The organism is Rhizobium sp. BK112 (genome assembly GCF_014193215.1).
GTDB lineage: Bacteria > Pseudomonadota > Alphaproteobacteria > Rhizobiales > Rhizobiaceae > Rhizobium > Rhizobium anhuiense.
Map to the genome: position 1 here is coordinate 293854 of NZ_JACHYZ010000001.1, position 21099 is coordinate 314952.

Below are 21099 nucleotides of genomic sequence, written 5' to 3' on the forward strand. Positions count from 1 at the left end.
GCGTCGTCAGAAAATCACCGCACAATTCAGGCGGCGTGCATCAATTTCCGGCTGCCTTCATCTCCTCGAGGATCCAGTTGCGGAAGGCCTTGATCTTCGGCACGTTGCGACGGTTTTCGGGGTAGGCGAGCCAGTAGGCCTTGCCGTCGCTGCGGGTCAGTTCGAAGGGCTGGTAGAGCCGGCCGAGCGTGATCTCGGCCTCATAGAAGGCCGGATGGAGGATGGCGACGCCATGGCCGGCGATGGCCGCATCGGCTTCCACGGCCTGGGAGCCAAGCTGGTTGCGCGGGCGCCGATCGAGATCCGTCTCCGTGACGCCGGCTGCCTCGAACCATTGTTTCCACCAGATATCGCCGGCGTCGAAGAGATCGAGCTTCAGGAGATCGCGCGGCTCCTTGATGCCGCCGGCCGCTTCCGCCAGCTTCGGGCTCAGCATCGGCGTGAACTCCAGCCCCATCAGCCGGTGCAGTGTCAGCCCCGGCCAGTTGCCGTCGCCCCAGCGGATGCCGACATCGATCTGCTCGCGGGTGAAATCGATGATGTCAGAGCTTGCCTGAAAGCGCACCGCGATCGCCGGATGCTTCAAGTGGAAAGAGCCGAGGCGCGGCGCCAGCCATTTCGAGGCGAAGGTATGGGTCGAGCTGATGGCGAGCGTGCCTTCGACGCTGTCGCGGGCCGTCGCCATCGCGTCGTGCAGCATGGCAAAGGCTTCGGTTACCTTCGGCGCCAGTCGCTCGCCGGTCTCCGTCAGCGCGATCTGGCGGGGACGGCGCAGGAAGAGCGGCTCGCCGACATTCTCCTCCAACAGCTTGATCTGGTAGCTAACGGCCGTCTGCGTCATACCGAGTTCGTCGCCTGCCTTGGTGAAACTTCCGAGCCGGGCAGCGGTCTCGAAGACGCGCAGCGCATTCAGTGGAAATTGCTTGGAAAGTTTCATGGATAAGTTCTCTTGATGCATGCAGACGGTCGTTCGATTGGAATTGCAGCATTTTTAGCTGCAAACTGCAACTCATACCATCAAACTATTGAGGTGATGTCATGGATTGCTATGCTATCGAACAAAGCCCGCCGCAGCCGACCATCGGAATTTTCCGGCGCATCGGCGGCCAGCTGGCGCGGATCTGGCGCATGCCCAGCCTCGATCTCGACACGGCGCCGGATCGCGTCAAGCGTGATCTCGGTTTCCTCGACGGGCGCGATCCCTACTGCGAGGACGAACGCATGCGGTAGACCGCAAGCGCCGTCAGGATTTCGGCGGCGGTCATGGCGGCGATCACCTCAGGGCGCTTGTCCCTGACCGCCGAGCCGCCGATCGGCAGCGTCAGGCGTTCTGTCCAGCCACGTTCTCCGCCGCCCTCGCGGGAAAGCCAGCTTACGAACGTGGCGCGCTTCGTCGCCGAGCCGATCATGCCGATATAGGCGAGGTCGGTCCGTTCCAGCGCCTCGCGGGCGATGAGGAAATCCAGCGCATGGTCGTGCGTCAGGATGACCAGCGCGCCGCCGGCCGCAACATCCTTCACCAGCGCTTCCGGCATCGGCACGAGCCGCGTCTTCGTTTCGGGAGGCAGGCTGGTGATTTCTTCCTGCCGCGTCTCGACGACCGTGATTGACAGCGGCAACGGCGCCAAGGCCGCGGCCAGCGCCCGACCGACATGACCGGCGCCGAAGAGATAGACCTCCGGCAGACGCTCGGTCTCGCCGGCAAGCCTGACTTCGATTTCTTCGGCAACCGCCTGTGTCACCCGGCGAAACCGCAATTGCGTGCGCCCGCCGCAGCATTGGCCGATGTCGGGCCCGAGCGGGATATCCATCTCCGCCATCCCGCCGGTTCCCGCCAGCATGTCTCGCGCATTGCCGATCGCCATGAACTCGAACCGGCCGCCGCCGATCGTGCCCCATAAGGCGGTTTGCGAGACCAGCATGAAAGCGCCCACCTCACGCGGGGTCGAACCTTGTGTGCCGGTGATGTCGATGAGGATGCTGTCCGGGTGGGCGGCGAGGAAGCGGCGGATGGCGGTCATGGGTGAATGACCGGTAGGTTCGTGGGTGTCTCACGGCGGTTCCAGTCTCTCTGCCCGCCCCGATCAGCCGCCGAGGCCAATAAACAAGCGGGACGCATTCGCATCTCCTACACCCGCTTCATCCGCTCGACTGCCATCAGTACCCGCTCGGGCGTCGCCGGCGCATCCAGCCTCGGGCAGACCTTGTAGTTGGCCACACTCGCCACCGCCATCGACAGTGCCTCCAGCACCGAGATCGCCAGCATGAAGGGTGGTTCGCCGACCGCCTTGGAGCGACCGATGGTGGCCTCAGCGTTCTCCGACCATTCGGCGAGGCGCACGTTGAAGATCTTTGGACGGTCGGAGGCGAGCGGAATCTTGTAGGTCGAGGGGGCGTGAGTGCGCAGCCGGCCCTTGTCGTCCCACCAGAGTTCTTCCGTCGTCAGCCAGCCCAGGCCCTGCACGAAGGCGCCTTCGACCTGGCCCATATCGATCGCCGGATTCAGCGAGCGACCGACATCGTGGAGGATGTCGGTACGGTCGATCAGATATTCGCCCGTCAGCGTGTCGATCGACACCTCGGTGCAGGAGGCGCCGTAGGCGAAATAATAGAAGGGCGTGCCGCGGCCGGCCTTGCGGTCCCAGTGGATCTTCGGCGTCTTGTAGAAGCCGGCGGCGGAAAGCTGGACGCGGGCGAAATAGGCCTGCTTGATGAAATCGGGAAAGGGAATCTCGATCTCGCCGGCGCGCACCCGGTTCGGCAGGAAGACGATGTCGGAAGGCGCCACATCCCATTTTTCGGCAGCAAACGCCACCAGCCGTTCCTTGATCTGGCGGGCGGCGTCGAAGGCTGCCATGCCGTTCAAATCCGAGCCGGAGGAGGCCGCCGTCGCCGAGGTGTTCGGCACCTTGGCCGTTGTCGTCGCGGTGATCTTCACCCTGTCGATATCGACCTGGAAGCTGTCGGCCAGCACCTGCGCCACCTTGGTGTAGAGGCCCTGGCCCATTTCGGTGCCGCCATGATTCAGATGGATCGAGCCGTCCTGATAGATGTGGACGAGGGCGCCGGCCTGGTTGAAGGCGGTCATGGTGAAGGAGATGCCGAATTTGACCGGCGTCAGCGCGATGCCCTTTCTGATATAGCGGCTGTCGCGGTTGAAGGCGATGATGGCGTTGCGCCGCGCCTGGTATCCGGCGGTCTCTTCCAGCTCCTCGACGACGCGGGCGATGACATTGTCCTCGACCTCCTGATGGTAAGGGGTGAGCGTGCGCCCGGAGCCCGGCTGGCCGTAAAAATTCCGCTTGCGGACGTCGAGAGGATCCTTGCCGAGGGCATAGGCGATCTCCTCGATGAAGCGCTCGGCGCCGAGCATGCCCTGCGGCCCGCCGAAACCGCGGAAGGCGGTGTTGGAAACGGTGTGCGTTTTCAGCGGTTTCGAGACCAGATGCACATGGGGGTAGAAGTAGCTGGAATCAGCATGGAAGAGGGCGCGGTCGGTCACCGGTCCGGAGAGGTCGGAGGAGAAGCCGCAGCGGGCCGCATAGGTCGCGTCGACCGCGTGGATGCGACCTTCGGCGTCGAAGCCGAGTTCGTAATCGACGAGGAAATCGTGGCGCTTGCCGGTGGCGCTCATGTCCTCGTCGCGGTCCGGGCGGAACTTGACCGCGCGGCCGAGCTTCTTGGCGGCGATGGCGGCGAGTGCTGCGAACTGATTGCCCTGCGTCTCCTTGCCGCCGAAGCCGCCGCCCATGCGGCGCACATTAACGGTCACGGCGTTGGACGGGATATCGAGCACATGGCCGACGATGTGCTGGATCTCACTCGGATGCTGCGTCGAGGACCAGACGGTGACCTCGTCGTCCTCGCCGGGGATCGCTACGGCGATATGGCCTTCGAGGTAGAAATGCTCCTGTCCGCCGATGCGCATCTGACCTTTCAGACGCATGGCGGCATTGGTCATTTCCGTTTCCGGCTCGCCGCGCCTGAGCGTCATCGGGGTGATGACCAGCGGGCTGCCATTGGCGAGCGCACCATCGATATCGCTCCAGTGCTGCAGGTCGCGATAGTCGATCTTTGCCAGCCGCGCGGCGCGGCGGGCAGCGTCGCGCGTTTCGGCGATGACGGCAAAGATCGGCTGGCCGTGGAACTGAACTAAAGTTTCGGCCAGCAGCGGCTCGTCATGGCTGCCGTTCGAGCTGACGTCGTTGACGCCGGGCACGTCCTTGCCGGTGAAGACCCATACGACGCCGGGATAGGCGGCGACGGCGGAAAGGTCGATGCCGGCGATTTCGGCATGCGCCCGGTCGGAGAGGCCGAGGGCGCCGTGCAGCAGGCCTGCGGGTTCCGGAATGTCGTCGATATAATCGGCGGTTCCAGTGACGTGCTTATGCGCGGAATCATGCCGCAGCGCGCCGTGCATCGGGCCTGATATGATAACCTTGCGGTCGTCGAAGGTGGACTTGTCCATTAGCGCCTCCCTGTCGAGAGATTGCCCGCAGCCGATGCTCCGGGCGCTCGCGGCTCAGCGCCGACGGTCAATCTTTCCATCACGCCACCTCCTCGAACCGCTTCAGTTCCGCCGGCGCGCCGACGGTCTCGAGGTAGAACCGCGTCAGCAGGTTCTTTGCCGTCAGCTGGCGGTATTCCGCCGAGGCGCGCCAGTCGGTCAGCGGCTGGTAATCGGCGTCGAAGGCGGGACGGGCCGCCTCGATCGTCGCTTCCGTCCATGGTTTGCCGATCAGTTCGGCCTCCACCGTGCGGGCGCGTTTCGGCGTTGCCGCCATGCCGCCGTAGGCGATGCGGATATCGGTGATCATCTCGGCATCGTCGAGCGTCAGCAGGAAGGCGCCGAGCACGGCGGTGATGTCCTCGTCGCGACGCTTGGTGATCTTGTAGGCGGCAAAGCGGCTGGTTGCTGCCGGATAGGGCACAAAAACGCTTTCCACGAATTCGCCGGGTTTCCGGTCCTGCTTGCCATAGGCGATGAAGAAATCCTCGAGCGGCATTCTGCGCTGGCCTTGCAGGGACCGCAGCGTCAGCGTCGCGCCGAGCGCGATCAGCGGCGGTGGGCTATCGCCGATCGGCGAACCGTTTGCGATATTGCCGCCGATCGTGCCCATATTGCGCACCTGCTCGCCGCCGATGCGGTCGATCAGCCGCCCGAGCGCGGGGATTTTCTTGGAGATCGCCTCGAAAGCCTTGGTGTAACTGACGCCGGCGCCGATGGTGATGCCATCCTCGCCTTCCCCAACCGACTGCAATTCGCTGAGGTGGCTGATGAAAACCACCGGGCTCAGCCTGCGCATCTGCTTCGTCACCCAGAGGCCGACATCCGTCGCGCCGGCGACGATAATCGCATCAGGCTCCTGCGAGAGGACTTCGGCGAGCGCCTGGACCGAAGCCGGCACGATCAGCCGGTCGTCGCCATTGGCAATCCGGATCGTGCCGCTCGCCTGCATCGCCCAGAGCCGGGCGACGATTTCGGATCGCGTCCGTTCCAGCGGATCGAAGAGGGTGCTTGGCCGCATCAGGCTCACCTGCTCGGCAGCCTTGACGATCGGCTCATAGCCGGTGCAACGACAGAGGTTGCCTTGCAGCGCCTTTTCGATCTCGTAGCGGCTGGGGTTTTCCCTGGTCAGCCACAGGCCATAGAGCGACATGACGAAGCCCGGGGTACAGAAGCCGCATTGCGAGCCGTGACAATCGACCAATGCCTGTTGCACCGGATGCAGCGCGCCGTCCCTGCCGGCGAGATGCTCGACCGTCACCACATGGGTGGCGTGCAGTGAACCGATGAAACGGATGCAGGCATTGACGGATTCATAGGCGAGCTTACCGTCGGCAAGCCGCCCGACGAGCACGGTGCAGGCGCCGCAATCGCCTTCCGCACATCCTTCCTTGGTGCCTGTCAGCCGTCGCTTCAACCGCAGAAAATCGAGAAGCGTCTCGGTCGGCCTGACATCGGTGAGCGTGATGTCCTCGCCATTCAGGATGAAGCGGATGCTGTCGTTCATGATATTCCCGGTTATTTTTTCCAAATGGTTAAGCCGCCGTCCAGCCACCGTCAATCGAGATATGCGTTCCGGTCACCTGGCGGGCCGCGTCGCTGGCGAGGTAGAGCGACAGTGCACCGATTTCCTCGGCCTTGACGAATTCACGCGTCGGCTGCGCCTTGAGGATGACTTCGCTCTTCACCTGCTCCTCGGTCATGCCGCGGGCTTTGGCGGTATCCGGGATCTGCTTCTCGACGAGCGGTGTCAGCACATAGCCGGGGCAGATGGCGTTTACGGTCACGCCGAATTCGGCAAGTTCAAGTGCTGCCGTCTTCGTCAGGCCTAATATACCATGTTTTGCCGCGACATAGGCGGATTTGAAGGGGGAGGCGACGAGCCCGTGGGCCGAGGCGATGTTGATGATGCGGCCGTACTTCCTGGCCTTCATCAGCGGGATCGCGGCGCGCATGGTATGAAAGGAGCTCGACAGATTGATCGCGATGATCTGATCCCATTTTTCGACCGGGAAATCCTCGATCTTCTCGACATGCTGGATGCCGGCATTGTTGACCAGGACGTCGACGGTGTCGAAGGTCTTGTCAGCCGTTTCGATCAGGTCGGCGATCTCGGCGGGCTTCGTCATGTCGGCCGGATGATAGATCGCCCGGCCTTTGGACAATGATTCAAGCCGCTCGACGATCGCCTTGATTTCATCGGCCTTTCCGAAGCCGTTGATGACGACGTTGTCGCCCATTTCGGCGAAGGCCGTGGCGATCGCAAGGCCGATGCCGCTGGTGGAGCCGGTGACGACGACTGTTCTGCTCATGCTTTTCACTCCTGAAATCGCGATGCTGCGTTGCAGCGTTATTTGCGAGGTTATGCCCAAAGCCGTCGGGCTGGCAATTCCGCTTTATTCGCTTTTCTCGCCCGCATCCGTGTCCTATTGATTTGCCTCGACAATTGACATGTTGAGGGAGGGTTTTCATGAGCGGATATGTTCTGGCGATCGATCAGGGAACGACATCGACGCGGGCGATCGTCTTTGACGGCGATATGCGTATCGCCGGCAAGGGCCAGAAGGAATTCACCCAGATCTATCCGCGTTCCGGCTGGGTCGAGCATGATCCCGAGGAAATCTGGGATTCGGTCGTCTCCACCGTCCACATGGCGTTGCGCGACGCCGGGATCGAGGCCAAGGATCTCGCAGCACTCGGCATCACCAACCAGCGCGAGACCGTCGTCGTCTGGGAGCGCGAAACAGGGCGACCGATCCAGAATGCCATCGTCTGGCAGGACCGGCGCACGGCAAGCTATTGCGACAATCTGAAAAGGCAGGATCTGGAGCGGCTGTTCACCAAGAAGACCGGCCTGATCCTCGATCCCTATTTTTCCGGCACGAAGCTTTCCTGGATGCTGGCTAACGTAAAGGGCGCGCGGGCACGCGCCGCCAGGGGCGATCTCTGCTTCGGCACGATCGACACTTTCCTGATCTGGCGGCTGACGGGTGGCAAGAGCTTCGTCACCGATGCCACCAATGCCTCGCGCACGCTGATGTACAATATTGCCGAAAATGCGTGGGACGAGGATCTGCTCGACATTCTGAGGGTGCCGGCCGCCATGCTGCCGGAGGTCAAGGATTGCGCCGCCGATTTCGGCACGGTCAATCCCGACATCTTCGGTGCAGCGATCCCGATTCTCGGTGTTGCCGGTGACCAGCAGGCGGCGACCATCGGCCAGGCGTGTTTTGCGCCGGGCATGATGAAATCGACTTACGGCACCGGCTGTTTCGCACTGCTCAACACCGGCGCCGATATGGTGCGTTCCAGAAACCGGCTGCTGACCACCATCGCCTATCGCCTGAACGGCGAGACGACCTATGCGCTGGAGGGTTCGATCTTTATCGCGGGTGCCGCCGTGCAATGGCTGCGGGACGGGCTCGGCATCATCGACAGCGCCGCCGAAACCAACGCGCTGGCCGAAAAGGCCGATCCGACACAGGAAGTCTATCTCGTGCCCGCCTTCACCGGCCTCGGCGCGCCGCACTGGGATGCCAAGGCGCGCGGTGCAATTTTCGGGCTGACGCGCAACAGCGGTCCGGCGGAGCTCTCCCGGGCGGCACTGGAAGCCGTCTGCTACCAGACCCGTGACCTGCTCGACGCCATGCAAAAGGACTGGAAGAACGGCACGGAAGACACGGTGCTGCGCGTCGACGGCGGCATGGTCGCTTCAACCTGGACGATGCAGCGCCTTGCCGACCTGCTCGATGCCCCGGTCGACCGCCCGGTCATTCTCGAGACGACGGCGCTGGGGGCCGCCTGGCTCGCCGGCAGCCGGGCAGGGGTGTGGCCGGACAAGGACGGTTTTTCGGCGAGGTGGAAGCGGGATCGGCGGTTCGAGCCCGATATGGATGAGAAGCTGCGGGCGGCAAAGCTCAAGGGCTGGAAGAACGCGGTCAAGCGGACCTTGAGCGAGGGGTGATCAGCGGGATGTAGTTCCGTTCGTCCCAGGAGATGCACCGCTATTCTTCAGCTACGGCGCCGCCCGTGCTCCGGAGATCACGAATCTCCGCCCATAATTTTTTGATGCGCGCTGTCGGTCAAGGCGGTACTCCTTCGTCATTCGGAAAGAGGAGTGAGCGATGCTTTATGCAATCCTTTGTTACGCCCATGAGGAAACCGTCTTTGCCTGGAGCAAGGAGGAGGAAGCTGCCGTCATGGAGAAACTCTATGCCGTGCAGGAGCCGCTTGCCGCATCCGGCAAACTCGGCCCCGTCGGCCGGTTGATGCCGACGACCGCTGCGACCACCGTGCGCAAGGGCAAGGACGAACCCTTGGTCATCGACGGGCCCTTTGCGGAAACGAAGGAGGCGCTTCTCGGCTTCTATGTGGTCGACTTCGAAACGCTCGACGAGGCGATCGCCTTCTCGAAGCAGCTTTCATCCGTCAATCCAGGTTCCACCTCTTACGAAATTCGGCCTTTCTACGTCTTCAGGCCCGGAGATGCTTCATCATGACAGACATTGCCTGGATCGACCTCGCGCTTGCATCGGCCCGCCCGAAGGCGCTCGGCGCGCTGCTGCGCTATTTCCGCAATCTCGATATCGCGGAAGAGGCGTTTCAGGAGGCGTGCCTGAGGGCGATCCGGACATGGCCGGAGAAAGGGCCGCCACGTGACCCCACAGCCTGGCTGATCTTCGTCGGTCGAAACAGCGGCATCGATGCTGTGCGCAAGCGGGCGAAGACCCAGGCTCTGCCGGATGAGGACGTCATCTCCGATACCGAGGATGCCGAAAGCGATATTGTCGAGCGGCTCGATGATTCCCATTATCGCGACGATATTCTGCGGCTTCTCTTCATCTGCTGCCACCCGGACCTGCCGGCGACCCAACAGATCGCCCTGGCGCTGCGCATCGTCTCCGGCCTTTCGGTGCCGCAGATCGCGCGTGCCTTCCTGGTGTCCGAAAGCGCCATGGAGCAGCGCATCACCCGGGCCAAGGCGCGCGTCGCCAAGGCAGGGGTGCCTTTCGAAACGCCGAGCCCTGAGGAAAGGGCCGAACGGCTCTCGATCGTCAGCACGATGATCTATCTGATCTTCAACGAGGGCTACAGCCAGGCCGATCCCCGGCATGAGGCGGCTGCCTTCAGCGACGAGGCGATCCGGCTGGCTCGGTTGATGCTGCATATCTTCCCGTCGGAACCGGAGCTGATGGGGCTGCTTGCGCTCATGCTCCTGCAGATCTCGCGCCGGCCGGCGCGCTTCAGCGCCGAGGACGAGATCGTGCTGCTCGAGGATCAGGACCGGTCGCTCTGGAACCAGCCCTTCATCAACGAGGCCTTAGCGCTGCTCGACAAGGCGCTGCGCCATCGTCGGCCCGGCCCCTATCAGTTGCAGGCAGCCATCGCCGCCGTTCACTCCCGGGCAAAACGCGCTGGGGATACCGACTGGGTGGAGATCGACCTGCTCTACCGCGCGCTGGAGCGCCTTCAGCCGTCGCCTGTAATAACGCTCAACCGGGCCGTCGTCGTCTCCAAGCTCCAAGGTGCACAGGATGCGCTCGATCTCATCGATCCGCTTGGCGAAAAACTCGGCGGCTATTTTTACTACCACGGCTTACGGGGCGGGCTGCTGAAGCAGCTTGGCCTGACCAGCCAGGCGCGCGAAGCCTTCGAGCGCGCCATTGCCCTGGCCCACTCGGCCGCCGAGGCCGCCCATATCCGCAGGCAGATCGACAAGATGCAGGAAGAGGCCACGCAGCCGATCGCAAAATAAAATCCGAAAAGGCCGGTACGCTGTCGGAACGGCGAACGTCGACACGTCCTTGTAACAACCTGACAGGAGACAGGTTTCATTCAAATGGAGAGATGTCGCAATGACCGCCAGCACGCAACATGAACTCGTCCTCGTGCGCGAATTCGACGCGCCACGCGAGAAGATCTACAAGGCATGGACCAATCCCGATCTGCTGAAGCAGTGGTTCGTGCCGCGTCCCTGGGGTGTGGCGGACGCAACGCTCGACGTCCGCCCCGGCGGTTCCAGTCTCGTCGTCATGCATGATCCCGAGGGCAATCAGTATCCGAACCGCGGCGTCTATCTCGAGATCATCGAGAATGAGAAGATCGTCTTCACAGATGCCTATACCAGCGCCTGGGTACCATCCGAGAAACCTTTCTTTACAGGTGTCATCCTGCTCGAAGATCTGGGCAACGGTCGCACCAGATATACGGCCAAGGCGCTGCACTGGCGCGCCGAGGACAAGGAAGCGCATGAGAAGATGGGCTTCCACGAAGGGTGGGGCAAGGCTGCCGATCAGCTGGCGGAGCTGCTGGCGAAGATGTGAGCGGCGGCTGGACGGCGCGGCGAGGGTGCGCCGTCCAGCCGCTTCAAGTACGATCTAAGGCGGTTCGAAAGATGAATCCGCCGGCGCTTCGAAGTGGTTGAATTCAGATTCGAATTAATCGATCGCTCTGCCTGATCACCAAACACATCATGCCGCCATCGAAATTCTCGAACATTCCGTTCCACAATTTGTATTTGCGCTCCATCCCAGCCATCCTTATCTCAGCCGGGAATTCAATAGGATGCCGATGATGGAACTGGGGCTTTACACATTTGCCGACGTCAATCCGAGCCCTGCCGGCAGCAGAGGTGTCGAAGGGGCGGAGCGGCTGAAGAACCTGATCGAGGAAATCGAGCTCGCCGACCAGGTGGGGCTCGATGTCTTTGGGCTCGGCGAGCATCATCGGCCGGACTATGCGGCATCCGCTCCTGCTGTCGTATTGGCCGCGGCCGCGGTCAAAACCAAGAACATCCGGCTGACCAGTGCGGTCACCGTGCTCTCCTCCGACGATCCGGTGCGCGTCTTCCAGCAGTTTTCGACGCTCGACCTGCTCTCCAACGGCCGGGCAGAGATCATGGCCGGGCGTGGCTCCTTCATCGAGTCCTTCCCGCTATTCGGCTATAATCTCGAAGACTACGACCAGCTTTTCGAGGAGAAGCTCGATCTGCTGCTGGCGCTGCGCGACAGCGAGGTTGTGGAGTGGAAGGGCGAGCTTCGCGCGCCGATCAACGGGCGCGGCGTCTATCCCAGGCCGCTGCAGGATCCGCTGCCGCTCTGGGTCGCCGTCGGCGGCACGCCGCAGTCGGTGGCGCGCGCCGGGGCGCTCGGGCTGCCGGTGGCGCTGGCGATCATCGGTGGTGAGCCACGCCGTTTCGCGCCGCTCTTCGATCTCTACCGCGAGGCTGCGCGCCGGGCAGGGCAGGACCAGGCGAAGCTGAAGACCAGCATCAATGTCCATGGCTTTATCGCCGATACGACGGAGGCCGCCGCCGACCAGTTTTACGGGCCGCAGGCCGAAGTGATGAACCGCATCGGCCGCGAGCGCGGCTGGGGGCCGACGAACCGGGCGCATTTCGATATGTCGCGCGGGCCGAACGGCGCGCTCTTCGTTGGCGATCCCGAGGCGGTCGCCGAAAAGATCATCGCCCATCACGCGCTTTTCAGGAACGACCGCTTCCTGCTGCAGATGGCGATCGGCCTGATGCCGCATGATCAGATCATGCGTGGTATTGAACTGTACGGGACGAAAGTCGCGCCGATCGTCAGAAAGGCATTGACTGAAAAGGGTGAAGGGGCGAAAGCCTCAGCTTGAGGTGGCCGCGGCCGCCCTGCGCACGGCCGGGACAGACGAATGGTTATCGCAAACGACGACGAACTGACAAAGCTCAAGGAGATCGGCCGCATCTGCGCCAACGCCATCCAGGTGATGGCGGCAGCGATGGAGCCCGGCATGACGACGCTGGAGCTCGACGGGATCGGCCGCAAGGTGCTCGAGGATTCAGGTGCGCGCTCGGCGCCGGAGTTCTGCTACCAGTTTCCGGGTGCTACCTGCATCAGCATCAATGAGGAAATCGCCCACGGCATTCCCGGCCCGCGCGTCATCCGCGCCGGCGATCTCATCAATATCGACGTTTCGGCGGAGAAGGACGGTTTCTTCGCCGATACCGGCGCCTCCTTCGCGATGCCGCCGGTCAAGCCGAAGATCGAACGGCTTTGCCGCGACGGCAAGCGAGCGCTTTGGGTCGGGCTCAACCAGGTGAAATCGGGCGAACCGCTGGCCAAGATCGGCACCGCAGTCGGCGCCTTTGCGCAGAAGAACCGCTATACGCTGGTCGCCAATCTGGCGAGCCACGGGGTCGGGCGATCGCTGCACGAGGAGCCGGCCGAGCTATCGACCTGGCCGGACCCTTCGGAAAAGCGGATGATGACGGAAGGCCTCGTCTTCACCGTCGAGCCGTTCCTTTCGCTCGGCGCGACATGGGCCGAGGGCGGCGACGATGCCTGGACACTCTATGCCGATCCCAAGGCGCCGACCGTGCAATATGAGCACACGGTGGTGGCGACTCGCAACGGCCCGGTGGTTTTGACCTTGCCGGATGCGCGGGGGTAGGGGCAGCTCGCCAACGTTCCTCATCCTTGTAGGTTGCCGTTGCTGAGGTGCGCAGCCTGTAGGGCGGAGCCTCGAAGGATCATACTTGCTTGTCGCTTCTTGCATTCATCCGGCGTCAGTACACCCGCCTCGCCCTTCGAGGCCCCTGCGGGGCGCACCAGGATGAGAGGCTCTCTTGGGGGGCGCGGCGTCCTCGAACCCGACGCACGTCGGCGCCAACCCCGTCTTCACCCCCGCGTTTCCGGCCTGCCGCCCTGCAGAATTTCGGTGGCGGCACGTTCCAATATGCCGGCGATGCGGGCGGCTTCGGGTTTCGACCAGGGATAGCGCATGCGCAGGGCTGAGCGCAGCAGCATGCGGGCGGCGCGAATATCGCCGCCATCCTGCATGAAATCGCCGTCATCGCCCTCGTCGGCGCCGTGACGATCGGTTTCGAAGACGCGCTTCACATGGGCCATCTTCTCGCCGATGCGTTCCAGCTTGGCGAAGGTATGCAGGATCATGGCGCGGTTTTCCTCGACGCGGCTGCGGCCGGCCTCGGTGATGCGGTAGAGCTTCTTGGCGCCCTCAGCCTCCACCTCGGCAAGGCCAGTTTCCTCGAGATAGGTGAGTGCGGGATAGATGACGCCTGGGCTCGGCACATAGAAGCCGCCCGAACGTTCTTCCAATATCTTTATCAATTCGTAGCCGTGGCGCGGCTGCTCAGCGAGCAGTGCCAGGATGACGAGCTGCAGATCGCCCGCCGCGAATTTGCGGCCCATGCGGAAATCTCCGCCGAACATGCCGCCTTTAAAACCTCTCATTGCCCTTCCTTTCATCGTTGGATGTATCGTTAGCTATGTCGTAAAACATATATCTTACGATAACTGCTTTCAAGTGCGGCCGAGAATTTTTGACGTTCGGGGAAATTGATCGATCGATCAGAATTACTTGATTGTGGTGCGGATGTTGCGGCGCGATAAGCGCTGCATGCTCGAGCGCACCCGTCACTCCCGGCCGAACCTTGTCTCCACTGCCGCTGCCGGCGCCGTTGCGATGGCGGCCGCCATGGGCTTCGGGCGCTTCTCCTATACTCCCATCCTGCCGGGCATGATCAGCGGCGTGCCGCTTTCGGCCGCGGATGCCGGCTTCATTGCGTCGGCGAATTTCGTCGGTTATCTCGTCGGCGCAGTGCTTGCCGCCTATGGCTGGGCGGCGGGTCGGGAGCGGCTGGTTGCGCTGCTGTCGCTGCTGGCAACGGCGATCCTGCTTGCCGCCATGGCTGCCACCGATTCCGTCGCGATCTTCTCTGTCATCCGCTTCCTGGCCGGCCTCGCCAGCGCTTTTGCGCTGGTCTTCACCTCGTCGATCGTGCTCAGTCACGGAGCTGCTGCCGGCAATGACCACGTGCAGGCGGCGCATTTTGGTGGGCCGGGAGTGGGTATCGCGCTGTCCTCAGTCATGGTGTTTCTGATCGGCCTCGGCTTTCACGATGGGTCGGGCGGCTGGCGGGCCGACTGGATCGGCGGGGCGCTCTATTGCGCGGCAAGCCTCGTCGTCGTTTTCCTGCTGCTGCCGGCGGCGCCGGCGCAATCGGCGCAGGCGGGCAGGGAACCGGCGCTGGTCTGGAACCAGCCGATGGTGCTGCTGACGCTCTCCTACGGCCTGTTCGGTTTCGGCTACGTCATCACCGCGACCTTCCTCGTCACCATCGCGCGCCTTTCTGCAACCGGGCCCTTCGTCGAATTCCTCTGCTGGTTCATCGCCGGCCTGACGGCGGCGGTCGCGCTGTTTGCCTGGAAGCCACTGGTCAGATCGCTGGGGCTTGGCGGCGTCTATGTCGCGGCCCTTCTGGTCGAGGCCGCGGGCGTGGCCGCGACCGTGGCGCTGCCGCCTGCCGTCGCACCGCTGATCGGCGGGGCGCTGTTTGGGGCGACCTTCCTGGCGATCACGGCTTACGGGCTGCAGATCGGCCGCAAGCTTTCGCCTCAGAGCCCGCGGCGGATCCTGGCGATGATGACGGCCGCCTTCGGCGTCGGCCAGATCGTCGGGCCTGTTGTTGCCGGCTGGATTGCCGAGCGCAGCGGCAGTTTCACCGTCCCGACGGTGATTGCCGCCATCGCGCTCGTCGCCTGCGCAGCGCTTGTCATGCCGGTGATCAGGAAAATCGCTTAACCGGTTACATCTCCGTAACAATGGGCCGAACCCATTGCTGCTTCCTTGGAACTGCCTTAGTTTCCGGCACAATCCGTGTTCCACGACACTCCCGAGACTCACAGTTCAGGAAAGCAAAGCCCTCCCGTGTTTCATTCCTTTTTTCCACAGCCAAAGGCGTTCTTTACTTCACTCGTCGTTTGGACCCTGATTTCCATTGCCGGCTGGTATCTCTTCGCTGCCGGTCTCGGCGCATCGCTGGGCTTCGCACCGGTTGCCGAGGAACAGCAGCCGATCGACCTTTCGTTTTTCCTGCTCCCAGAAAACGTCTGGTTTTACAGCTATTTCTTCCTTTCGGCAGTGATCTTCTGCGGCGCATGGCATCTGAAGGCGCTGCGCCACCCCTGGAAACTGTGGTCGATCTGGGGTTCGGCACTGATCATCTTCGTGACCTATTTCGGCGTTCAGATCACCGTGGTGATCAACAACTGGCGCCGGCCGTTCGGCGATCTTCTGCAGAACGCATTGTCGAAGCAGCCGGGCATTTCCGTCGACAATTTCTACAGCCTGATGTGGATCTTTTGTCAGATCGCATTTCTCAGCATGTTCGTGTCGATCATGACCGACTTCTTCACCAGCCACTACATCTTCCGCTGGCGAACAGCGATGAACAATTTCTATATGTCGAAGTGGGAAAAGCTGCGTCACATCGAAGGTGCCTCACAGCGCGTTCAGGAAGACACGATGCGCTTTTCGAGCACGCTCGAAGGTCTTGGTATCAGCCTCATCAACTCGGTGATGACGCTCGTGGTATTCCTGCCGATCCTTCTGGCGCTATCGCATTATGTGACGGAACTGCCATTCGTCGGCCCGGTGGCGAATTCACTCTTCTGGCTGGCGCTCTTCTGGTCGGCGTTCGGCACGGTTCTGCTGGCGGTCGCCGGTGTCAAGCTGCCGGGCCTGAACTTCCGCAACCAGCGCGTCGAAGCAGCCTATCGCAAGGAACTGGTCTATGGCGAGGACCATGCGGAACGGGCTCAGCCGCTGACAGTCAGTGAGCTCTTCGGTAACGTTCGTAGGAACTATTACCGGATGTATTTTCATTACATGTATTTCAATGTCGCCCGCTATTTCTATATCCAGGCCGACGCGCTCTTCGTGGTCTTCATGCTGGTGCCGACGATCGTGGCGGGCGCCATCACCTACGGGATCTTCCAGCAGATCTCGACCGCCTTCGGACAGGTCAGCAACTCGTTCCAGTATCTCGTCAACTCCTGGACAACGATCATCGAGCTGCTCTCCATCCACAAGCGCCTCAAGGCCTTCGAAGCGGCAATCGACGACGAGCCGCTGCCGGATATCGACCAGCGCTACCTGGAGCGTGACGCGGGCGTCGTGCATGCTGACGGTTGATGGACGGGACTTGTCCGTGATCCAAATGTCGGCGCGTGGGGCTCTTCATCTGCCCGCCGGCACCTTCCCTCCGTTGGGGAGAAGAGACTTGCCGCAGGGTCTCGATTCCTCCTTCTCCCCTTGGGGAGAGATGCCCCGTAGGGCGATGAGGGGCGGCATGATACGCCGTCTCGGCGATGGTGCCATCAATCCTGATGTGGTGCCACGCCGTCAGAGACCCGACGCCCGCTCCAGCTTCCCGCGCGCCTCGATCATCGGGATCGCTTCCGAATAGCTGATGCAGGCGACGTCAGCCCGGTGGCAGACGTCGCTGACCAGGCGGTCGAGGGCGCGCCAGTAGGCGCCGCCGTTCATTTCGACGAAGTGGAAGCCGAGCTGGAGCGGGATGCGGGCGCCGGCATACTGCTTGTCGAATGCCTCCCTGAAGGCGGCATAGGCGCGCGCCTCGAATTCAGCGGAATCGGCCGTGTCTTCCTCGCCCTTGGAATGGCGGACGAAGAGATTGTAGTCCATGCCGATGATCGGCTTTTCATTCGGGCCTTCGGGGATCAGCGGCAGGCCGAAGCGGATGATGTCGTCTTCCTCGACGGGCATGGCCGGGCCCTTGGTGACAAGGCTCGCATCATAGCTGAAACCCGCCTTCTTTTCTGCGGCGGTCATGTCGGCGCCCGCTGTCGCCGAGAGATAGGGGGCGCGAAAGCCCTTGATGCCGTGGTCGACCAGATCCTGCCAGCCGGCCGGCTCCTCGAGGCCGACGCTCTTCCAGGCATTCTTCAGCGTCGCGTGAAAGGTCGCGTATTCGGCCGACCAGTCGGCCTCGCTCCATTGGCGGCCGTCGAAGTGGCCGCAGGCATGGCTCGATATGTCGTGGCCTTCAAGATGGGCGTGCCAGATATTGCCAAGGCGTTCGCGGATCTCGTCGTCGCTCTGGGCGAAGCCGACATTGGATTTTCCGCGTTTCTGGTGCGGCGCCTGATAGGCCTTCTTCGCCGCATCGTTCATCAGGAAGGTGCAGGAGAGGAAATAGGTGAAGTGGGCGCCGTTCTTCGCGGCCATCTCGCGGCTCTTCAACCACAGCGCATTGTCGTGGGCGCCGTCGAAGGAAATGATGACGAGCTGTTTCGGCCGGTCGGCCGCCTCGGCGGTTGCCGGGAGCAGGAACGAGGCAGCCAGACAGGCGGAGAGGAAAAAACGGGACATGGACACCGCGACAATTTGTTCGCGGTTTCCCTCTAACAGAAATGCGGCGAAGCTGCGGTCTCGCTGGCATTTATTTACGCCAGCCGTTAGAGCCTTTCCTGGTCAGCTTGAAGCATTCTGCCGGAGCAGGTTTTCGTCAGGGCAGAGGCGATTGGCGAAGGGCATACCCCACGGTACGTCCGAGCCGATCGCCTTTGATCCTGGCGGAAAGATGCCCGGCCCTTCGGGTTGGCTGAAACGGGCCGGCTGATCGACCGGCCGGCTTGGCCGTAGAACTGGGCTACGACGCGCGCCGGCCGGTCGACCATCCGACTCCGTTTGAGCCAACAGAATGCTTCAATCTGACCAGGAAAGGCTCTAAGCCATGACAAACGGCACGGAAGGGACTCGCAATGACATTGCTTATCGTCGGCATCATACTTTTCCTCGGAGTGCATCTGGTGCGGGTGGTGGCCCCCGGTTTCCGGCGTTCGATGATCGCAAGCCTCGGCGAGACGGGCTGGCGGGCGGCCTATTCGATCGCGAGTCTGGCCACGCTGATCCTGTTGATCTACGGTTTCGGGCAGGCGCGCGCGGTGACCGGCATGCTTTACAATCCGCCGGTCTGGACGGCGCATATCGCGATTACGCTAATGTTGATCGCACTGATCTGTCTCGTCGCCTCGCTGCTGCCGGCGGGGCATATCGCGACGAAGACCAAACATCCGATGGTGCTGTCGGTGAAGATCTGGGCGCTGGCGCATCTGCTCGCCAATGGCGAGACGTCCTCGGTGCTGCTGTTTGCAGCCTTTCTCGCCTGGGGCGTCATTCTGCGCATCTCGCTCAAACGGCGGCAGCGGGCGGGCGAGATTGTGGTCCGGCCCTTCGTCTCGGCCAAATACGACCTCTATGCCGTCGTCATCGGCGTCGTCGCCTGGGCGTTGATCATCTGGAAGCTGCACGAATGGTTGATCGGGGTCTCGCCGCTCGTGATGTGACCGGCGCATAACCCCAAAAATCGATTCCGATTTTCGGAAAGGATTATGCGCGGATTCAAAGTGTTAGAGCGTCCTGTCGGACGCGTTAGGGATAGGGCGGTTCAGCTTTTCATGGAAGCGCAGAACCGCTCTAATTTTTTGTTTTAGGCAATTCCCGGCAAAAGCGCTTCGCGCTTTGCCTGGGAAACCGCTTCGCACTTTTCCTGGAATTGCTCTAATCTTTCACATCCCCCTTACAACAGCGGCAAAATGGAGTAGAAGGCCGACAATATGCGTTTTGCATGTGTATGGGTATTTCCGCGGCCGGAGACGAGAATGGCATTCAACGACGACAGCTTCATCCGTGAAGTCAATGAGGAATTGCGGTCTGACCAGATGAAGGGCGTCTGGCGCCGGTTCGGCCGCTATATCATTGCCGTTGCCATCCTGATCGTCGTCGGCACCGCCGGCAAGGTCGTCTACGAATATTGGGACAACAACCGCTCCTCCGGCACCGGCGACCAGTTCCTGGCGGCGATGAAGCTTGCCGACGAGAATAAGAACGACGAGGCGCTGGCCGCGCTCGACAAGCTTGAGAAGGAAGGCCACGGCGCCTATCCGGTGCTGGCGCGCATGCGGGCCGCGACGGTCCAGGCGCAGAAGGGCGACGCTAGCGCGGCGATCGCCGCCTTCAACGAGATCGGCAAGGACAATGGTGTTCCTGCCGCCGTGCGCGATGCCGCCAGAATGCGCGCCGGCTGGCTGCTCATCGAAAATGGCAGCTACGAGCAGGTTTCGGCTGCGATCGAGGAAATGGCCGTGCCGGGCAACGCCTTCCGGCATTCGGCGCGCGAAGCGCTCGGCCTTGCCTCCTATAAGGCCGGCAACATGGCGCAGGCGCGCCAGTGGTTCCAGTCGATCGTCGATGATACCGATAGCCCGCGCAATGTTGCCAATCGCGCCCATATGATGCTTGATCTCATTACCGCATCCGGCAAGGCGCCCGCCGCACAGGGCTGAGTTTTAAGGAAAAAGAATGAGTTTCACGGTCGCCATCGTCGGTCGTCCGAATGTCGGCAAGTCGACGCTTTTCAACCGACTGGTGGGGAAGAAGCTGGCGCTTGTCGATGACACGCCGGGCGTGACCCGCGACCGCCGGCCGGGCGATGCGCGGCTGATGGGCCTGACCTTCACGATCATCGATACCGCCGGTCTGGAAGAGGCCGACGCGGAAAGCCTGCAGGGCCGGATGCGCGCGCAGACAGAAGCGGCGATCGATGAGGCAGATCTTTCGCTTTTCGTCGTAGACGCCAAAAGCGGGCTGACGCCCGTGGACACCGCCCTTGCGGAAATGCTGCGCCGGCGCGGCAAGCCGGTGGTGCTGGTCGCCAACAAATCCGAAGCGCGCGGATCCGACAGCGGCTTTTACGACGCCTATACACTCGGCCTCGGTGAACCGACGCCGATTTCGGCCGAACACGGACAGGGCATGATCGACCTGCGCGACGCGATCGTCGCGGCGATCGGCGAGGACCGGGCCTATGCGAAGGAAGATGTTGCCGTCACCGACGTCGACATTTCCGAGACTGCGGGTGAGGACGAGGACGAAGAGCCCGTCTATGACGACACCAAGCCGCTCAGGGTGGCGATCGTCGGCCGGCCGAACGCCGGCAAATCGACACTAATCAACCGCTTCCTCGGCGAGGACAGGCTTTTGACCGGGCCGGAGGCCGGCATCACCCGCGACTCCATCTCGGTCGAATGGGACTGGCGTGGCCGCACCATCAAGATGTTCGACACCGCAGGCATGCGCCGCAAGGCGCGGGTGATCGAGAAGCTGGAGAAGCTCTCGGTCGCCGATGCGCTGCGCGCCATCCGCTTCGCCGAAACCGTCGTCATCGTCTTCGATGCGACGATCCCCTTCGAGAAGCAGGACCTGCAGATTGTCGACCTGGTGCTGCGCGAGGGGCGCGCGGCCGTGCTCGCCTTCAACAAGTGGGACATGATCGAAGACCGGCAGGCGGTGCTTGCCGACCTGCGCGAAAAGACCGACCGGCTGCTGCCGCAGGCGCGCGGCATCCGCGCCGTGCCGATCTCCGGCCAGACCGGCTGGGGACTCGACAAGCTGATGCAGTCGATCATCGATACCGACAGGGTCTGGAACAAACGCATTTCGACGGCGCGTCTCAATCGCTGGCTGGAGACGCAGCAGATCCAACATCCACCACCGGCGGTTTCCGGCCGACGGATCAAGCTGAAATACATGACGCAGGTCAAAGCCCGCCCGCCGGCTTTCATGATCTCCTGCACCCGCTCCGATGCGCTGCCGGAATCCTATACGCGCTACCTGATCAATGGCTTGCGCGCCGATTTCGACATGCCGAGCGTGCCGATCCGCATCCATTTCCGCTCGCCGGACAATCCGTTCGAAGGCAAGAAGAGGCGGACGTAGAGCTG

General features: G+C 62.5%; 19 protein-coding genes. 12 read left to right on the forward strand and 7 right to left on the reverse strand.

The window, feature by feature from the left end:
* Positions 1-40: 40 nt before the first annotated feature.
* Positions 41-937 (reverse strand): LysR substrate-binding domain-containing protein, encoded by an 897-nt coding sequence (locus FHT75_RS01360; protein ID WP_063474487.1) that lies wholly within the window; start codon positions 935-937, stop codon positions 41-43.
* A 101-nt stretch (positions 938-1038) separates the two neighbouring features.
* Between FHT75_RS01360 and FHT75_RS01365 the strand changes: the two genes are divergently transcribed.
* Positions 1039-1230 carry a hypothetical protein gene (locus tag FHT75_RS01365; RefSeq protein WP_047611388.1) on the forward strand — a complete coding sequence of 64 codons (192 nt, stop codon included), beginning with the start codon at positions 1039-1041 and terminating at the stop codon, positions 1228-1230.
* On the opposite strand, the gene xdhC is transcribed toward FHT75_RS01365, so the two are convergent.
* The 4 genes from xdhC to FHT75_RS01385 all read right to left on the reverse strand — a co-directional run bounded on the left by xdhC (position 1203) and on the right by FHT75_RS01385 (position 6819).
* On the reverse strand, positions 1203-2021 hold the full coding sequence (gene xdhC / locus FHT75_RS01370) for a xanthine dehydrogenase accessory protein XdhC (RefSeq protein ID WP_063474488.1): 819 nt from the start codon (positions 2019-2021) through the stop codon (positions 1203-1205). The genes FHT75_RS01365 and xdhC overlap by 28 nt on opposite strands.
* Before the next feature lie 107 nt (positions 2022-2128).
* Positions 2129-4468, reverse strand: coding sequence for a xanthine dehydrogenase molybdopterin binding subunit (gene xdhB, locus FHT75_RS01375; protein ID WP_063474489.1), 2340 nt, complete (start codon positions 4466-4468; stop codon positions 2129-2131).
* A gap of 79 nt (positions 4469-4547) precedes the next feature.
* Complete coding sequence (xdhA, locus tag FHT75_RS01380; RefSeq protein WP_063474490.1) at positions 4548-6014, reverse strand: xanthine dehydrogenase small subunit; 1467 nt, start codon at positions 6012-6014, stop codon at positions 4548-4550.
* Positions 6015-6042: 28 nt separating this feature from the next.
* Positions 6043-6819, reverse strand: a complete 777-nt coding sequence (locus FHT75_RS01385; protein WP_063474491.1) for a 3-hydroxybutyrate dehydrogenase — start codon at positions 6817-6819, stop codon at positions 6043-6045.
* 158 nt (positions 6820-6977) lie between these two features.
* Here FHT75_RS01385 and glpK point away from each other — a divergent pair, with 158 nt between their 5' ends.
* The 6 genes from glpK (at position 6978) to map (ending at position 12940) form a co-directional block, all read left to right on the forward strand.
* Positions 6978-8471 carry a glycerol kinase GlpK gene (gene glpK, locus FHT75_RS01390; RefSeq protein WP_063474492.1) on the forward strand — a complete coding sequence of 498 codons (1494 nt, stop codon included), beginning with the start codon at positions 6978-6980 and terminating at the stop codon, positions 8469-8471.
* 160 nt (positions 8472-8631) lie between these two features.
* Positions 8632-9006 carry a YciI family protein gene (locus FHT75_RS01395; protein WP_011653034.1) on the forward strand — a complete coding sequence of 125 codons (375 nt, stop codon included), beginning with the start codon at positions 8632-8634 and terminating at the stop codon, positions 9004-9006.
* On the forward strand, positions 9003-10262 hold the full coding sequence (locus tag FHT75_RS01400; RefSeq protein ID WP_063474493.1) for an RNA polymerase sigma factor: 1260 nt from the start codon (positions 9003-9005) through the stop codon (positions 10260-10262). The genes FHT75_RS01395 and FHT75_RS01400 overlap by 4 nt, the downstream gene beginning before the upstream one ends.
* Before the next feature lie 100 nt (positions 10263-10362).
* Positions 10363-10830 (forward strand): SRPBCC family protein, encoded by a 468-nt coding sequence (locus FHT75_RS01405; RefSeq protein ID WP_063474494.1) that lies wholly within the window; start codon positions 10363-10365, stop codon positions 10828-10830.
* Between the two features lie 250 nt (positions 10831-11080).
* Positions 11081-12142 carry an LLM class flavin-dependent oxidoreductase gene (locus FHT75_RS01410; protein WP_063474692.1) on the forward strand — a complete coding sequence of 354 codons (1062 nt, stop codon included), beginning with the start codon at positions 11081-11083 and terminating at the stop codon, positions 12140-12142.
* A gap of 39 nt (positions 12143-12181) precedes the next feature.
* Positions 12182-12940 (forward strand): type I methionyl aminopeptidase, encoded by a 759-nt coding sequence (map, locus tag FHT75_RS01415; protein WP_047611367.1) that lies wholly within the window; start codon positions 12182-12184, stop codon positions 12938-12940.
* A gap of 227 nt (positions 12941-13167) precedes the next feature.
* Here the strand turns inward: map and FHT75_RS01420 are convergent, their stop codons facing one another.
* Positions 13168-13743, reverse strand: coding sequence for a PadR family transcriptional regulator (locus FHT75_RS01420; RefSeq protein ID WP_047611365.1), 576 nt, complete (start codon positions 13741-13743; stop codon positions 13168-13170).
* A gap of 166 nt (positions 13744-13909) precedes the next feature.
* On the opposite strand from FHT75_RS01420, the gene FHT75_RS01425 reads away from it, so the two are divergent.
* Both FHT75_RS01425 and sbmA read left to right on the forward strand, forming a co-directional pair.
* Positions 13910-15094, forward strand: coding sequence for a YbfB/YjiJ family MFS transporter (locus FHT75_RS01425; RefSeq protein ID WP_174824438.1), 1185 nt, complete (start codon positions 13910-13912; stop codon positions 15092-15094).
* Between the two features lie 126 nt (positions 15095-15220).
* On the forward strand, positions 15221-16486 hold the full coding sequence (sbmA, locus tag FHT75_RS01430) for a peptide antibiotic transporter SbmA (RefSeq protein WP_063474495.1): 1266 nt from the start codon (positions 15221-15223) through the stop codon (positions 16484-16486).
* 210 nt (positions 16487-16696) lie between these two features.
* On the opposite strand, the gene FHT75_RS01435 is transcribed toward sbmA, so the two are convergent.
* The gene (locus tag FHT75_RS01435) at positions 16697-17686 is read right to left on the reverse strand and encodes a polysaccharide deacetylase (RefSeq protein ID WP_097542064.1); all 990 of its coding nucleotides are present in this window, start codon (positions 17684-17686) and stop codon (positions 16697-16699) included.
* A gap of 392 nt (positions 17687-18078) precedes the next feature.
* Between FHT75_RS01435 and FHT75_RS01440 the strand changes: the two genes are divergently transcribed.
* From FHT75_RS01440 to der, 3 genes are all read left to right on the forward strand, one after another.
* On the forward strand, positions 18079-18663 hold the full coding sequence (locus FHT75_RS01440) for an NnrU family protein (RefSeq protein ID WP_063474497.1): 585 nt from the start codon (positions 18079-18081) through the stop codon (positions 18661-18663).
* Positions 18664-18978: 315 nt separating this feature from the next.
* Positions 18979-19662, forward strand: coding sequence for a tetratricopeptide repeat protein (locus tag FHT75_RS01445; protein ID WP_063474498.1), 684 nt, complete (start codon positions 18979-18981; stop codon positions 19660-19662).
* Between the two features lie 16 nt (positions 19663-19678).
* Positions 19679-21094 carry a ribosome biogenesis GTPase Der gene (gene der / locus FHT75_RS01450; protein WP_047611354.1) on the forward strand — a complete coding sequence of 472 codons (1416 nt, stop codon included), beginning with the start codon at positions 19679-19681 and terminating at the stop codon, positions 21092-21094.
* Positions 21095-21099: the final 5 nt, after the last annotated feature.

Bases quoted from the DNA above. Each gene is read 5' to 3' on its own strand.
- FHT75_RS01360 (WP_063474487.1), bottom strand. From the start codon at position 937: ATGAAACTTTCCAAGCAATTTCCACTGAATGCGCTGCGCGTCTTCGAG.
- FHT75_RS01365 (WP_047611388.1), top strand. From the start codon at position 1,039: ATGGATTGCTATGCTATCGAACAAAGCCCGCCGCAGCCGACCATCGGA.
- xdhC (WP_063474488.1), bottom strand. From the start codon at position 2,021: ATGACCGCCATCCGCCGCTTCCTCGCCGCCCACCCGGACAGCATCCTC.
- xdhB (WP_063474489.1), bottom strand. From the start codon at position 4,468: ATGGACAAGTCCACCTTCGACGACCGCAAGGTTATCATATCAGGCCCG.
- xdhA (WP_063474490.1), bottom strand. From the start codon at position 6,014: ATGAACGACAGCATCCGCTTCATCCTGAATGGCGAGGACATCACGCTC.
- FHT75_RS01385 (WP_063474491.1), bottom strand. From the start codon at position 6,819: ATGAGCAGAACAGTCGTCGTCACCGGCTCCACCAGCGGCATCGGCCTT.
- glpK (WP_063474492.1), top strand. From the start codon at position 6,978: ATGAGCGGATATGTTCTGGCGATCGATCAGGGAACGACATCGACGCGG.
- FHT75_RS01395 (WP_011653034.1), top strand. From the start codon at position 8,632: ATGCTTTATGCAATCCTTTGTTACGCCCATGAGGAAACCGTCTTTGCC.
- FHT75_RS01400 (WP_063474493.1), top strand. From the start codon at position 9,003: ATGACAGACATTGCCTGGATCGACCTCGCGCTTGCATCGGCCCGCCCG.
- FHT75_RS01405 (WP_063474494.1), top strand. From the start codon at position 10,363: ATGACCGCCAGCACGCAACATGAACTCGTCCTCGTGCGCGAATTCGAC.
- FHT75_RS01410 (WP_063474692.1), top strand. From the start codon at position 11,081: ATGGAACTGGGGCTTTACACATTTGCCGACGTCAATCCGAGCCCTGCC.
- map (WP_047611367.1), top strand. From the start codon at position 12,182: ATGGTTATCGCAAACGACGACGAACTGACAAAGCTCAAGGAGATCGGC.
- FHT75_RS01420 (WP_047611365.1), bottom strand. From the start codon at position 13,743: ATGAGAGGTTTTAAAGGCGGCATGTTCGGCGGAGATTTCCGCATGGGC.
- FHT75_RS01425 (WP_174824438.1), top strand. From the start codon at position 13,910: ATGCTCGAGCGCACCCGTCACTCCCGGCCGAACCTTGTCTCCACTGCC.
- FHT75_RS01435 (WP_097542064.1), bottom strand. From the start codon at position 17,686: ATGTCCCGTTTTTTCCTCTCCGCCTGTCTGGCTGCCTCGTTCCTGCTC.
- FHT75_RS01440 (WP_063474497.1), top strand. From the start codon at position 18,079: ATGACATTGCTTATCGTCGGCATCATACTTTTCCTCGGAGTGCATCTG.
- FHT75_RS01445 (WP_063474498.1), top strand. From the start codon at position 18,979: ATGGCATTCAACGACGACAGCTTCATCCGTGAAGTCAATGAGGAATTG.
- der (WP_047611354.1), top strand. From the start codon at position 19,679: ATGAGTTTCACGGTCGCCATCGTCGGTCGTCCGAATGTCGGCAAGTCG.